Source organism: Polaribacter sp. IC073 (assembly GCF_007997075.1).
GTDB lineage: Bacteria > Bacteroidota > Bacteroidia > Flavobacteriales > Flavobacteriaceae > Polaribacter.
On the sequence record NZ_VORS01000002.1, the window covers coordinates 371,049 to 385,639 of the forward strand.

Sequence of the window (14,591 nt, forward strand, 5' to 3'; positions counted from 1 at the left end):
AAAACAAAAAAGCTCCGAATTTCGGAGCTTTTTTGTTTTATTTAATCTTCATCTTCTAAATCGTCTAGATCTAAATCTTCGTCTTCATCAAAAGAATCTTCATCATCTGCATAATCTTCCATAGTTTGCTCTAGTTTAGAACTAATCTTTACTAAATAAATAGTTGTTTCTGTTCTAACTTCTACCGCTTTTATGGTTTCTCCTTTTCCGTTTTTAAAGGAAATAATATCTGAATAATCATATCCATCAGGATATTTTTCTACTAACATGTCTAAAATATCAGTTGTTAGTTTTGCATAGTCTACAATTACTCTATTCATTTTTTTAATAATTAAATTATTTTGAGATACCTCAATCGCTTAAAAAAGCTCATTTCAGAATGACATTCGTCATTTACATCTCCAACAAATAAGCAAAAATTAATGGAGCCACAATAGTTGCATCGCTTTCTATGATAAATTTTGGTGTATCGATTGCTAGTTTTCCCCAAGTAATTTTCTCATTTGGTACTGCACCAGAATAAGAACCATAACTTGTTGTAGAATCAGAAATCTGACAGAAATAGCTCCAAAATGGGGTGTCTGTTCTTTCCATATCTTGGTACAACATTGGCACTACACAAATAGGGAAATCTCCTGCAATCCCTCCTCCTATTTGGAAAAATCCAATTCCGTTATTAGCATTATTGGTATACCAATCTGCAAGAAAAGTCATGTATTCGATACCAGATTTTACGGTAGACGCTTTTAGCTCTCCCTTCATTACATAGGAAGCAAAAATATTTCCCATGGTAGAATCTTCCCAACCAGGACAAATAATAGGTAGATTTTTTTCTGCAGCAGCGTACATCCAAGAATCTTTAATATCAATTTCATAATATTGCTCTAAAACACCAGATAACAATAATTTATACATGTATTCATGAGGTAAAAAACGCTCCCCATTTTCTTCTGCATCTTTCCATATTTTTACAATATGCTCTTGAATTCTTCTAAAAGCTTCTTCTTCTGGTATACAGGTATCTGTAACTCTATTTAAGCCTTTCTCCATTAAATCCCACTCATCTTGTGGCGTTAAATCTCTATAATTAGGAACACGTTTGTAATGAGAATGTGCTACTAAATTCATAACATCTTCTTCTAAATTTGCACCTGTACAAGAAATAATATGCACTTTATCTTGACGAATCATTTCTGCAAAAATCTTACCCAATTCAGCGGTACTCATTGCACCAGCCAAAGAAACTAACATTTTATTTCCTTTATTTAATTGGTCTTCATACCCTTTTGCAGCGTCAACTAAAGAAGCAGCGTTAAAGTGTAAAAAATATTTTTCTATAAATTCTGAAATTGGTTTTTGATTAGTATTCATCTTCGTCATTTTTAAATTTAGCTAACTTGCTAAAAGAGTTTTCTTTATTTTTTTCTTCACCAGCATCATAAGAATCTTCATTAGAAGCAAACTTATAACTTAACATTTTGTAGAACAATTTAGCCGCTAAAAAATCAGACGATTTATCTAATTTATTTGGACACAATTCTACCATATCAAAACCAACTACATTTTTATCTTTAAAGACTAACTTTAAAAACTCTAATGTTTCATAATACAACAATCCACCAGGTTCTGGTGTTCCGGTAGATGGCATAATAGAAGGATCTAACGCATCTAAATCAAAGGTAATAAATACATTTTCGGTAAGTTGATCTACAACATCTTCCATCCAATCTTCATTTACAGCCATATCATGTGCAAAGAAAACTTTGTCAGTATTCATGTTTCTTTTTTCTGAAACATCCATACTTCTAATACCAACTTGTACTAAATTAGTATTTAGACTTGCTTCATAAACCGCACAAGCATGGTTGCATTTAGAACCTTCGTACTCTTTTCTTAAGTCTGCATGTGCATCAATATGCAATACCGTTAAATTATTAAAACGCTCACTAAAAGCCCTAATGGTACCTATTGAAATGGAGTGTTCTCCACCAAAAACAGTGACAAATTTATTTCTATTGATGTATTTTTTTGTAATTTGATGCACTTCTTCTACCATTGCTTCTGGAGACGAATTTTCTGTAATTGCTTCCGCAAGAAAAATCCCTTCCTTATAAACTTCAGAATCTGTTTCAATATCATACAATTCCATATTTTCTGAAGCGTCTAAAAAAGCTTGTGGCCCTTTGTCTGCTCCTTTTTGCCAAGTGCTTGTTCCGTCATAAGGAACAGGAATAACTACGATTTTTGATGTTGACAAGTTTCCAAATTCTTCTGGAATTCCTGCATATGTTTTCTTTGTGTTCATTTTTTTTTGTTGATGTATTTGTCATTCTAAAGAGTGAATAAATCTATAATTTAAAAGAGAGATTACCTCTTTTGCACTCCCACTAATGACGCATTAATTATTATTTAATACCCTAAAATTGACAGTAATTCGCTACTTTTTTGTTGTTCTTTAAAAACATTAAAAGTTAGTTCTCCGCTTTCATCTCTATCTATTAATAAATGCTTTGGATGCGGAATTAAACAATGCTGTAATCCGCCAAAACCACCAATAGATTCTTGGTAGGCACCCGTATTGAAAAACCCGATATACAGTGGACTATTTTTCTCGTAAACAGGTAAATAAATTCCGTTTATATGTTGTTCAGAATTGTAATAATCATCGCTATCACAAGTTAAGCCACCTAATAAAACACGCTCATATTGTTTGTTCCATTTATTAAGAGGTAACATAATAAAACGCTTATTTATTGCCCAAGAATCTGGTAAAGTAGTTATAAATGAAGAGTTTATCATATTCCATAACTCTCTATCATTTTGTTTTTTCTGATATAAAATCTCATAGATTGCCGCTCCAGATTCACCTACAGTAAAGCTTCCAAATTCTGTAAAAATATTTGGTACATCCACTCCTGCTTCATCACAGGCTTGTTTTATTTGATTGATAATTTCATCAATCATGTATTGATAATCATAGTCAAAAGCCAATGAATTTTTTATCGGAAATCCGCCACCAATATTTAAACTATCTAAAGTAGGACATACTTTTTTAAGGTTGATGTACACATTTAAACATTTCATCAATTCGTTCCAATAATACGCATTATCTCTAATACCAGTATTGATAAAAAAATGCAACATTTTCAAATCAACCTGCGTATTATCAGCTATTTCACGCTCATAAAAAGAAACAATATTTTTATAACCAATTCCTAATCTAGACGTATAAAATTCGAATTTAGGTTCTTCTTCTGAAGCAATTCTAATACCTACTTTAAAAGGTTTAGAAGTTTCTTTTTGAAGTAAAGGAAGTTCTTCGTAATTATCTATAATAGGAATTACATTTTTATGACCAGAATTAATTAGATCACCAATATTTTTTATGTATTGATCGCGCTTAAATCCGTTACAAATAACAAATGTATTGTCTTTTATTTTACCTTCTTTTTTTAAATTATTTACAATATCAATATCAAAAGCAGAAGACGTTTCTATGTGAATATCATTTTTTAAAGCTTCATTTAAAACATGTTTAAAATGAGAGCTTTTTGTACAATAACTATAAAAATAATCTCCTTTATAATTATGTTTTTCCATACTATTTTGAAACCATCCTTTTGCTTTATTGATGTTTTCTGATATTTTTGGCAAGTAGGTAAACTTTAAAGGAGCGCCATATTTAGCGGTTAATTCCATTAAATTAATTCCATGCCAGAACAATTTGTTGTTTTCTATATTAAATTCTTCTTGAGGGAAATCGAATGTTTGTTCGATTAAATCGATGTATTTTGTGTTCACTTTTATTTTAAATTATATGTATGATAAATCTGTCTAAGCTAAAACGTATGAATGTTTTAGAATAGAAATAGCAACCTTTAAATAAAGGGGGTTTATCACTGTAATATTTGCAAGTAAACAACATGCAACTTTGAGAAGAGCTGCAATTCTGGAAGCATTGAAAATGGAGATACCTTAATTTTTTCGTTGCATTTCCAAAATGCTATGTAACGATCAGTCTCCGATTGAAAGCTACATCCGAAATAAGAAAAATTAAACATTTTACTTAAATAAGTTAAGCAAATGTATATTATTTTTGAATATAAAAAACAAAAGTCAAAAAAAAATGTATATTATTTTTGAATTATTTTTTTCTTTTAAACAGTGGTCTTAGCTCGTTTTGCGATAAAATATTTAAGGAATAAGCATAAAACCGTCTATAATTAGACATATAATCCTCTCTAAAACAAACTTGTATCAAAGGAATAAATGGTACAACTGTAAAATAAAAAAGCTCTGAAAATTCAGAGCTTTTTTATTATTTTTTATTCTTCAATTGGTGGATGACCATGAATTTCTTCAAAATCTTCATCAAAATTAGATCTTAAGTAAGCGTTCAGTTTCTTTCGATAATCGTCTTTTAACCAAGTTACAAAATTGTGTGTACTTTTAGAAATACATTTTGCGTATCTATTAATTCTATCATCAATTTCTTCACCAATCATTTTAGCTAAAATTAAAGCATCAAAAACATCTTCGCTGTTTTCAATACACATTTTTGCATGATGAATTATAGATTTCTCTAAAACTCTTTTAGAAGACTCCCCTGTTTTAATTGTATCTATATACACTTTTTTCATATCGAAATACGTGTCTGTAGATTTTTCAAATTCTTTTTTAATATCTGCCGGAAGCTCATATCTAAAGGTGCTTTCTATTTCTTCATCAGAAAGAATGGCATCTAAATAATAATCTGGCGCTCTAAACATTTTTTGCCAATCTAAATCTGCTCCCCAAGGACCAAATCTATGAAAATTGTTTCCTAGATCAATTACCTCAAAGGTCTTTTTATCACCAAAAATACGAGAACCACGCCCAATCATTTGATAATATAAAGTAAGCGATTTTGTTGCTCTGTTCAAAATAATAGCTTCAATACTAGGTTCATCAAAACCAGTAGTTAAAATACTTACAGAACTAATAATTGCATTTGGTGTTTTATGAAACCACTTTAAAATAAGTTCACGCTCTTTTTTAGTATTGGTATTGTCTAAATGTGCAATAGGATATCCTGCTTTTTTAAACGCGTGAAATACTTGTATAGACGTATTAATACCGTTATTAAAAATTAGTGTTTTTTTACCTTTTGCAGTTTCTTCATACGCACTTACTAGTTTAGAAAGCATGTCTGTATTCATATACAAATCTTCAGAAGATTTTACTGTATAATCTCCATTTGCACCAACTTCTAAAGAAGTTAACCCAACATTGTAAGAGTACATGTTTGCTTGCGCTAAGTAACCGCTTTCTATTAAATGATGAATTGGTTCTCCTACAAAAAGTTCTTGATAGTTCTCAAACATTGGTAACTTAATGTTAGAACTTAAAGGAGTTGCTGTTACTCCTAAAATAAAAGCATCATCAAAAAATTTAAAAATTTTGGTAAAAGAATTGTAATGCGCTTCATCTACAATAACCAAACCGATATCTGAAATATCTAATTTTTCATCTGTTAACCTGTTTTTCAAGGTTTCTACCATAGCAACAAAACAATTGTAGTCATCTTGATCGTCTAATTGAGCAGTACTGTTGATGATTTTATTATTCACACCAAATTCGTCTAACATTCTAGACGTTTGCTTACTAAGCTCAATTCTGTGCGTTAATACTAAAACTTTCTTTTTAAAAGTTTCTATATAACGTCTTACAATCTCAGAGAAGATAACTGTTTTTCCACCTCCTGTTGGTAATTGATACAATAAGTGATAATCTTTAGGTGCAGTTCCAAAACGATTAAAAATCTCTTGAAGTGCATCTTTCTGATATCCGTATAATTCTTTACCTACCTTTACTTGTGAAGTGTTTGTTTCTGCCAAAAGTTTAAAAATTTTAAGCTACAAAAGTAAGACTTAAAATAGGTTATTCCCAAATTAAAACTATATAAATCTCGATAAGTTCGTTTGAGTGATGTCATTATGGGCAGCATCATGTACAGAAACACCATTTCTAACTACAATTAGTTGCGGAGATTGATGCATTACATGAAATTTAGCACCAACTTCATCAGAAACATTTCTATAATTTAGTAAGTCTAAATAATAAACCTTTAAATTTTGATGTTCTTCTGTAAATAACTTCTCAAACTGTTTGATAACCATGCTACTAATACCACATCTTGTAGAATGTTTAAAAATTAGTATTGCTTCTGTATTAGATTTCTCCTTTATTGTTTCTAACTGCTCTAAAGAGGTTAATGGAAGCCAGTTTAAAAATGACTTTTTTTCAGTTTTCGATTCGTTCTCAGTTTTATTACCAAACATGTTGTTAAATATACCCATTTTTTGTTTTTTATTCTTTATTGATACAAATATAAGAAACTTTTAGCAGTCAAAAAGTCAGTAACAACAATACTTTTAGAGACAAAATGACTTATTAAACCATTTCTTTCTAGTTGGTACTAAATTTGTTATATTAAAAGAAAATAAAAAAAACGAAAATGAATTTTAATAATTATACCACAAAATCGCAAGAAACCATACAATTGGCGCAGCAGATTGCGCAAGGTTTTGGTCATAATCAAATAGAAAATGAGCATATTTTTAAAGCATTAACGCAGGTAGATGAAAATGTGTTGCCTTTTTTATTGAAGAAGTTAAACATTAATACAGAAGTTGTAAATCAGATTTTAGACAAACAATTAGAGAGTTTACCTAAAGTTACTGGTGCAGAATTAATGCTTTCTAGAGAAGCAAATAAAACGTTAACAGAAGCAGCTGTTATTGCCAAAAAAATGAAAGATGATTATGTTTCGATAGAACATTTAATTTTGGCAATTTTTAAATCGAAGAGTAATATTTCACAGGTTTTAAAAGACCAAGGTGTTACAGAAAAACATTTATTAGCTGCCATAGAAGAATTAAGAAAAGGAGAAAGAGTAACTTCTCAAAGTCAGGAAGAAACATATAATTCACTAAATAAATATGCTAAAAACCTAAATAAATTAGCAGAAGAAGGCAAATTAGATCCGGTAATTGGTAGAGATGAAGAAATTAGAAGGTTGCTTCAGATTTTATCTCGAAGAACCAAAAATAATCCAATTTTAGTAGGAGAACCAGGAACAGGAAAAACTGCCATTGCAGAAGGTTTGGCGCATAGAATTGTAGATGGAGATGTACCAGAGAATCTAAAAGACAAATTAATTTTCTCTTTAGATATGGGCGCATTAATTGCGGGAGCAAAATACAAAGGAGAATTTGAAGAACGTTTAAAAGCGGTTATCAAAGAAGTAACAACTTCAGACGGAGACATTGTACTTTTTATTGATGAAATTCACACACTAGTTGGTGCCGGTGGAGGAAATGGCGCAATGGATGCTGCAAATATTTTAAAACCTGCTTTGGCTCGTGGAGAATTACGTGCAATTGGAGCGACCACTTTAGATGAGTATCAAAAATATTTTGAAAAAGACAAAGCTTTAGAGAGACGTTTTCAAAAAGTGCAAGTGAATGAACCAGATACAGAAAGTGCCATTTCTATTTTAAGAGGAATTAAAGATAAGTATGAAACACACCATAAAGTTCGTATTAAAGATGAAGCTATTATTGGTGCTGTAGAATTATCTCAACGCTATATTACCAATCGTTTTTTACCAGACAAGGCAATTGATTTGATGGATGAGGCGATGGCGAAACTGCGTATGGAAATCAATTCTAAACCAGAAGAGCTAGATGTTTTAGATAGAAAAGTGATGCAGTTAGAGATTGAAATTGAAGCGATTAAACGAGAAAAAGACGAAACGAAGTTGAAATCTTTACGATCTGATTTAGCAAACCTAAAAGAAGAACGTAATGAAATGAATGCCAAATGGAAATCTGAAAAGGAAGTTGTAGATAATATTCAGAATGCAAAAGCTGCTATAGAAGATTTTAAAACTGAAGCAGAAAGAGCAGAAAGAGATGGTGATTATGGTAAGGTTGCTGAGATTAGATATGGAAAAATTAAGGAAGCGCAAGATAATTTAGAAGCTTTGCAAAAAGATTTAAAAGAAAATCAGTCTGAAACCTCTTTGATCAAAGAAGAAGTAACCTATGACGATATTGCAGAAGTGGTTGCAAAATGGACGGGAGTTCCGGTGACAAAAATGATTCAGTCTGAGCGTGAAAAATTGCTAAAATTAGAAGACCAATTACACAAACGGGTTGTTGGCCAACAAGAAGCAATTGTTGCTGTTTCAGACGCTGTAAGACGTTCTAGAGCAGGTTTGCAAAATCCGAATAAACCAATAGGAAGCTTCTTGTTTTTAGGAACTACGGGAGTAGGAAAAACAGAATTGGCAAAAGCACTGGCAGAGTATTTATTTGATGATGAAAATGCCATGACTAGAATTGATATGAGTGAATATCAAGAAAAACATGCTGTAAGTAGATTGGTTGGAGCGCCTCCAGGATATGTTGGGTATGATGAAGGTGGGCAATTAACAGAAGCTGTTAGAAGAAGACCTTATTCTGTAGTGCTTTTAGATGAAATTGAAAAAGCGCATCCAGATACGTTTAATGTATTGTTACAAGTTTTAGATGAAGGCAGATTAACGGATAATAAAGGACGTGTTGCAGATTTTAAAAATACGATTATAATTATGACCTCTAATATGGGAAGTCATATTATTCAAGAGAAGTTTAGAGATCCGAAAGCAGATTTAGATGCGGTTACAGAATTGGCAAAAATTGAAGTTTTGGCCTTATTAAAACAATCTGTTAGACCCGAGTTTTTAAACCGAATTGATGATGTAATTATGTTTACACCATTAAAAGAAAGTGATATTTTTAAAATAGTAAAGTTGCAGATAGATCTTTTAAAGAAAATGATTGGTAAACAAGAAATTACTTTAGATGCAACAGATGAGGCAATTACTTATTTAGCTAAAAAAGGATATCAGCCAGAATTTGGTGCAAGACCTGTAAAAAGAGTGATTCAGAAAGAAGTTTTAAATGAACTTTCTAAAGAAATTTTATCTGGTAAAATAACAACGGATAGTATTATTTTAATAGATGCTTTTGATGATAAATTAGTTTTTAGAAATCAGTCTGATTTAGAAGAGAATTCATAAATAATAGCGTCATTGTGAGGAACGAAGCAATCTCTTTTTATTAAGTAGATTGCTTTGTTATTCTTTCTCACAATGACGTTTTTTTAATAATTTTTCTTTTTTTGTGTATATTCGTTGTATAAATACCTCATTATGAAAAAATTTATTTTAGTATTTGTCTTTATTTTTAGTTTTTTAAGTTCTTGTACTTCAGATGAAACCACAACTTATTATTTAATTCGTCATGCAGAAAAAGACAGAACAGATACAACAAATAATAATCCTGATTTAAATGTAAATGGATTGAAAAGAGCAGAAAAGTGGGCCAAGTATTTTGATGAAATCGATTTGGACGCGGTATATTCTACTCATTATAACAGAACACAACAGACAGCAAAACCTACTTCAGAAAGTAAAAACTTAAAGATTATTAGTTATGATCCTAAAGAAATGAATGATGCTATTTTTAAACAAGCAACTATAGGTAAAACTGTTTTAGTTGTTGGACATAGTAATACAACACCGGCTTTTGCTAATAAAATTTTAGGAGAAAAAAAGTACGAAGATATAAGTGATAACGACAATGCTAGTTTATACATTGTAACTATTGCTGGTGATAAAAAAATGAGTAGCATTGAGAAAATAGGTGAATAAGATCTTCTAAAAATTAGTGAAGTTAGCAAGCAAGTTTAGCCCTGATTGAAACGACATCCTTTTTTTATCTTTTCTATAAGCGTCACTGCGAGGAAGAATGACGAAGCAATCTGTTTATAATGAAATTACTTCATTTTATATAGATGAAAATTTCAGAATAGAAAAAAAAAGATGTAGTGAAAAGCAGGAAATAGCTTCAAAAAAAAATATCCTAATGTTTCTTGATCTTGTCAAAGATTTAATTATGGGTTCCTGCCTTCGAAGGAATGACAAAATTATTGTAAAATCTTTACCTCAATATCTTTTAAAACAATTTCTGATACTTTTTTAAGCTCATTGTTTTCAAATGCTTTATCAATATTATTTAAAGAAACTGTTTTCTTTAAAGACTTGTAATTATGATAGTCTACAAAACGAATTCCGTTTATAATACATTGTTCTTTTAGAACTCTAAAACGTTTTCCACCACCATTTGTATGGTAAGAATACGCTAAATAATCTATTAAAAAATCTTCTTTTCCGATCCAGTAAATAAAAATGTCTTCAAAGTCTTCTCCTCCTCCATTTTCAGAAAAGGTAACTTCAACTTTGTAATAATCCTTTCCTTTTATAGTAGCCGCTTTTAGTAACTTTTTATTGACTGCTTTGTCATTTAAACCATGAGGCAAAACAGAAAAATAATGTACAGAATTTACAGAATTTGAGTATTTACTTGCCATTAAATCTGGAATAGGAAATTCTTCTGCATTTACTTCTCTAGTAAAGCCATTATTACGAACGATGTCTGATATTATTTCACCTTCTTCTGTTATTTGATTTCTAATTAAAACAAATTTTCCATTCGTTTCTCTAAGCGCAACGTATTCTTTGTCTCTAAAATTAAAACTAATTTCTGAATTTGCTACTTTATCTGCCCCAGAATACACAATTGTTTTATCGATAACTTGTTGTGCAGTCAACTTTGTTTCAGAGGTTTTACAAGAAAATAAAAATGCTAGTAAAAAGAGGGATAAATATTTCATTTATTTTTGTTTGATCTTAAATAGATTTCAAAATTACGTTTCTTTCCCGAGTGTAAAAATGTATCTTTGTTAAAATTAAAACAAAATATTGATGGTTCAAAAAAACATCAACATAAAAAATAAAAAGGCACGTTTCGAATTTGAAATTCTAGACAAATATGTGGCTGGAATTCAGTTAACAGGTACAGAAATTAAATCGATTCGATTAAGTCAGGCTAGAATTACAGAGAGTTTCTGTGAGTTTAACGAGCGCGGAGAATTGTTTATTGTAAACATGTACATTCAAGAATATATGTTTGGCCATCACTTTAATCACAAACCTAAAAGTGAACGTAGGTTATTGATGCATAAACGAGAATTACGTAGTTTAAAAAAAGATGTTGAAGCGAAAGGAAATACAATTGTTCCTTTACGTTTGTTTATTAATGATAGAGGTTTTGCCAAATTAGAAATTGCTTTAGCTAAAGGAAAACAAACGCATGATAAACGAGAAGTTATAAAAGACAGAGACAATAAACGTGATTTGGCTCGAATTAAAAAGAGTTTTAATTCATAAATTTAGTTTATGCTTTTTTATTTAAAACTAATTCGTTACAAAAACCTTCTAATGGTTTTATTAACAATGGTTTTAACAAAGTATGCGTTGGTTCATTCCTTCATAACAAATAGTTTTTTAACTAATTTTGAATTCTCAATTTTAACTTTAAGTGTCTTATTAATTACTGCTGGCGGTTATATAATCAATGATATTTTTGATATTGAAGCTGATAAAATAAATAAACCTGATAAAGTGTTTATTGATAAAAAGGTTTCTAAAAAAAGTGCTTGGAAAGTTTATTTTATAGTAACTTTTTTAGGATTTACTTTAGGTGTTTATATTTCAATTTATAATGTTTTTACTTACTTAAGTTCTGTATTTATTTTTACAAGCCTTGGGCTTTTCTTTTATTCAAAGTATTTAAAAAAAATTCCAATAATTGGTAATTTTACGGTTTCAATATTTATTGGACTTGTTATTTATATCGTTTACCTTTTTGATTTTAAATACCTTAAATTTTGGAATTTAACCCATGATAAAGTAGAAAATTTAACATTATTTTTGCCCGTTTGGGGTGCTGTAATTCTTTATTCATTTTTCGCATTTCTTACAACATTAATTAGAGAAATTATTAAAGATATTGAAGATATTAATGGAGATTTAAAAATAAAAGCAAAAACACTTCCTATTTTATTTGGTAGAAAAAGAGCTTCTAAAGTCGCTTTTTTCTTCTCATGTATTTTATTACTGTTCTTATTAGTAATTTTTCAAACCTTGAAGAATGAGCCTTTACTTTTAGTTTACGGAGGCATTTTTATGCTACTACCACTACTCTATTTTATGCATTCTTTGTGGTTAGCAGAAAGTAAAAAAGATTTTTCTAAATTGAGTAGTTTGATGAAAATAATTATGCTTTTCGGAGTTTTATCAATGTTACTTTTTAAACTTTAGAACTGTAGCTTTATCAAGCTAAAGCTTCTTTATGTTGTGCTGAGGGTTTTTTACCTTAATGGCAGCAATCCCCAAGAAAAGAATAAAAGAAAGTAACAAATACCCTACGTAACTATAAGTACCAAAATTAGTGTAACAATAACTAAACAAACTTGGCGCAATAGCACTTGCAATTACTAAAAAGCTCATTATTTTACCGGTGATAGCGCCTAGAAAGTTCCGCCCGAAATAACGTGGCCAGGTAACGGCATTTACAACAGCAAAAAGGCCACTGTAAATTCCTAAACCAAGAATTAAAAGATAAATACCTATCGTATTATCTAAAATTAAAACTCCTACAGAGGCTAGAAATCCGCCAAATAACATGATATAAAGGTATATTTTATGTTGAATATAATCGCTTAGAATGTTAGCAACTGTAGAAACGGAAATTGCAATTATAGAAATTGGTAAAAAGACTGCAATTGCAGCTGTTTTATCATAACCCTGCGTTTTAAAGATTGAAATTACATGAAAAGTAAAACCTGTACTAAAAAAACTATTAAAGGCAAGTGCTAAGCCAAAGACCCAAAAAGCTCTTGTTTTTTTTGCTTCTTCTAAAGTGAAGTTAACTTCAGTATTTTTTATTGTTTTTTTCTGATATTTCTTTTTTGAAACAAAACCATCAGGAATTAAACCAAAATCTTCTGGTTTATTTCTATAAAACTGAAGTATTAAAATACTGAAAATAAATAAACATATTGCTAAAATCTGCCAACTTACTTCCCATCCATTTTTATCAATTAAATAATTAAATAATATTGGCGAACTAGAAAAACCTAACGAAACGGCAATACTGCTTATAGAATTTACTTTTCCTCGATTCTTATCAAACCACATCATTACCATATTTCTAGAAGACATAGTTAGCACTCCTTGTCCGCAAAAACGAACTAAGAAAAACAGGGAACTAAGCAAAAAAAAAGGAACGAACCAAGATGTTGTATTAAAAAAAAGTTTAATGGTATCACTAATTCCTTCTGCAAATGAAAAGACAATTAACGCAACCGCTAAAAAAAATGCTGCAAAAAAAGCAACAAATCTTGCACCAAATTTATCAAATAATCTTCCGGCTTTTGTAACAAAAAAAGCACTTAACAAAGTACCTATTAAATATGCATTGCTAAATTGATTTCTAGTTAAACCGAGTGCATCTTTAACGGGATCTGTAAAAACAGAAACACCAACTGTTTGACCAGGAATACTAAATAAAACACCGATACTTCCAAAAATAAGAACTACATATCCGTAGAAAAATGGCCACTTTTTAGGATTTATAAGAGAAAAAGAATTTGGATTTTTCATTTCGAAATTCTTTAGGGTTTAATAGGTTCTTCCGCAGAAACTTTTGCGATTCTTTTACGAGAAGTAATAAAATAAACTCCAGATAACAATATCCCAGATGCAATAATAGATTGTGTAGTTAACACTTCATCTAGAAAATACCAACCCAAAAACATTGCAACTATTGGATTTACATAAGAAGAAGTTGCTACTTTCTCTGTTGAAACTAGTTTTAACAAATAGTTAAAAGCTGTAAAGGCAATAATGCTTCCAAATACAACTAACATCACCATAGAAAATTGTACTTGCTGAGACCATTCTAAAGGAGATATCATGGTTTCATTAAAACTGAAACTCATCAATAATAATACAGTACCTGCAAATAACATTTGATAACCGGTAGTGACAAAGAAGTTTTTAGGTAAATCTGCTTTAGAGACAAAAACACCTCCATAAGCCCAACTTAACACGCAAGTGAAAATCATAAAAATACCCAGCAAACTACCTTCTGATGTGGTAATAGATTGTTGGCTAACTAATAAATACATACCCATAAGACCTAATGAAACACCAATTATAGATTGTTTTTGCATTGGCTTTCTGTCTATTAATCGCAATAGAATTAAAACAAATAATGGCTGAGTAGAAGCTAACAAAGCCGCAAAACCACTATCTAAATAGTTTAAAGCCCAAACAAAAACACCGTTTCCATACACCAAAAATAAAACACCAGAAATAAAGCAATTGAGAAGTTGTTTCTTAGTGATTCTAAGGTTTAGTTTCATGATTTTTGCAATAATCATAATTAAAATACCAGCTACAGAAAACCGTATGGAAGCCATAAAAAATGCAGGTAACGCGGTAACTGCAATTTTATTGAACAAATAAGTTGAACCCCAAACAATATAGATTGTAAAAAATGCTATAACTATGAGTATTTTTGAATTTTTCAAGATGTTTAAATTTATAATCAAAGATAGATTATAAAATAATTTTAATTGCTTTATTTTTTCCTTAT

Annotated in this window: 13 protein-coding genes; 4 read left to right on the top strand and 9 right to left on the bottom strand. The window is 30.1% G+C overall.

The features are described 5' to 3' along the window. Positions 1-41: 41 nt before the first annotated feature. The 6 genes from ES045_RS04495 to ytxJ form a co-directional block, all read right to left on the bottom strand. Positions 42-320 (bottom strand): hypothetical protein, encoded by a 279-nt coding sequence (locus tag ES045_RS04495; RefSeq protein ID WP_147113046.1) that lies wholly within the window; start codon positions 318-320, stop codon positions 42-44. 73 nt (positions 321-393) lie between these two features. After that, a complete protein-coding gene (locus ES045_RS04500) occupies positions 394-1,371 on the bottom strand; it encodes a deoxyhypusine synthase family protein (RefSeq protein ID WP_147113049.1) in 978 nt (325 codons plus the stop codon). Further along, positions 1,361-2,305, bottom strand: a complete 945-nt coding sequence (speB, locus tag ES045_RS04505) for an agmatinase (RefSeq protein ID WP_147113052.1) — start codon at positions 2,303-2,305, stop codon at positions 1,361-1,363. Before speB ends, ES045_RS04500 begins: the two co-directional genes overlap by 11 nt. 104 nt (positions 2,306-2,409) lie before the next feature. After that, entirely contained in the window at positions 2,410-3,801 is a 1,392-nt protein-coding gene (locus ES045_RS04510; RefSeq protein ID WP_147113053.1) for an arginine decarboxylase, read from the bottom strand. Between the two features lie 524 nt (positions 3,802-4,325). Further along, positions 4,326-5,876, bottom strand: a complete 1,551-nt coding sequence (locus tag ES045_RS04515) for a DEAD/DEAH box helicase (RefSeq protein WP_147113056.1) — start codon at positions 5,874-5,876, stop codon at positions 4,326-4,328. A gap of 60 nt (positions 5,877-5,936) precedes the next feature. Beyond that, a complete protein-coding gene (gene ytxJ / locus ES045_RS04520) occupies positions 5,937-6,338 on the bottom strand; it encodes a bacillithiol system redox-active protein YtxJ (protein ID WP_147113058.1) in 402 nt (133 codons plus the stop codon). A 158-nt stretch (positions 6,339-6,496) separates the two neighbouring features. Here ytxJ and clpB point away from each other — a divergent pair, with 158 nt between their 5' ends. After that, positions 6,497-9,106 carry an ATP-dependent chaperone ClpB gene (clpB, locus tag ES045_RS04525; protein ID WP_147113061.1) on the top strand — a complete coding sequence of 870 codons (2,610 nt, stop codon included), beginning with the start codon at positions 6,497-6,499 and terminating at the stop codon, positions 9,104-9,106. A 132-nt stretch (positions 9,107-9,238) separates the two neighbouring features. Further along, positions 9,239-9,739: a SixA phosphatase family protein gene (locus ES045_RS04530; RefSeq protein WP_147113064.1), complete on the top strand. Its 501-nt coding sequence runs from the start codon at positions 9,239-9,241 to the stop codon at positions 9,737-9,739. A 275-nt stretch (positions 9,740-10,014) separates the two neighbouring features. Here ES045_RS04530 and ES045_RS04535 read toward each other — a convergent pair whose 3' ends face one another. Beyond that, a complete protein-coding gene (locus tag ES045_RS04535; protein WP_147113067.1) occupies positions 10,015-10,761 on the bottom strand; it encodes a DUF6503 family protein in 747 nt (248 codons plus the stop codon). A gap of 91 nt (positions 10,762-10,852) precedes the next feature. Between ES045_RS04535 and smpB the strand changes: the two genes are divergently transcribed. Beyond that, positions 10,853-11,317 (top strand): SsrA-binding protein SmpB, encoded by a 465-nt coding sequence (gene smpB / locus ES045_RS04540; protein WP_147113070.1) that lies wholly within the window; start codon positions 10,853-10,855, stop codon positions 11,315-11,317. Between the two features lie 51 nt (positions 11,318-11,368). Further along, positions 11,369-12,250, top strand: a complete 882-nt coding sequence (locus ES045_RS04545) for a geranylgeranylglycerol-phosphate geranylgeranyltransferase (protein WP_189663028.1) — start codon at positions 11,369-11,371, stop codon at positions 12,248-12,250. An 18-nt stretch (positions 12,251-12,268) separates the two neighbouring features. Here the strand turns inward: ES045_RS04545 and ES045_RS04550 are convergent, their stop codons facing one another. Both ES045_RS04550 and ES045_RS04555 read right to left on the bottom strand, forming a co-directional pair. After that, on the bottom strand, positions 12,269-13,594 hold the full coding sequence (locus tag ES045_RS04550; RefSeq protein ID WP_147113075.1) for an MFS transporter: 1,326 nt from the start codon (positions 13,592-13,594) through the stop codon (positions 12,269-12,271). Positions 13,595-13,605: 11 nt separating this feature from the next. Beyond that, the gene (locus ES045_RS04555) at positions 13,606-14,526 is read right to left on the bottom strand and encodes an EamA family transporter (RefSeq protein ID WP_147113078.1); all 921 of its coding nucleotides are present in this window, start codon (positions 14,524-14,526) and stop codon (positions 13,606-13,608) included. Positions 14,527-14,591: the final 65 nt, after the last annotated feature.

Excerpts from the sequence above, each read along its gene's own strand:
- ES045_RS04495 (WP_147113046.1), bottom strand. The coding sequence starts at position 320 with ATGAATAGAGTAATTGTAGACTATGCAAAACTAACAACTGATATTTTA.
- ES045_RS04500 (WP_147113049.1), bottom strand. The coding sequence starts at position 1,371 with ATGAATACTAATCAAAAACCAATTTCAGAATTTATAGAAAAATATTTT.
- speB (WP_147113052.1), bottom strand. The coding sequence starts at position 2,305 with ATGAACACAAAGAAAACATATGCAGGAATTCCAGAAGAATTTGGAAAC.
- ytxJ (WP_147113058.1), bottom strand. The coding sequence starts at position 6,338 with ATGGGTATATTTAACAACATGTTTGGTAATAAAACTGAGAACGAATCG.
- clpB (WP_147113061.1), top strand. The coding sequence starts at position 6,497 with ATGAATTTTAATAATTATACCACAAAATCGCAAGAAACCATACAATTG.
- ES045_RS04530 (WP_147113064.1), top strand. The coding sequence starts at position 9,239 with ATGAAAAAATTTATTTTAGTATTTGTCTTTATTTTTAGTTTTTTAAGT.
- ES045_RS04535 (WP_147113067.1), bottom strand. The coding sequence starts at position 10,761 with ATGAAATATTTATCCCTCTTTTTACTAGCATTTTTATTTTCTTGTAAA.
- smpB (WP_147113070.1), top strand. The coding sequence starts at position 10,853 with ATGGTTCAAAAAAACATCAACATAAAAAATAAAAAGGCACGTTTCGAA.
- ES045_RS04545 (WP_189663028.1), top strand. The coding sequence starts at position 11,369 with ATGGTTTTATTAACAATGGTTTTAACAAAGTATGCGTTGGTTCATTCC.
- ES045_RS04550 (WP_147113075.1), bottom strand. The coding sequence starts at position 13,594 with ATGAAAAATCCAAATTCTTTTTCTCTTATAAATCCTAAAAAGTGGCCA.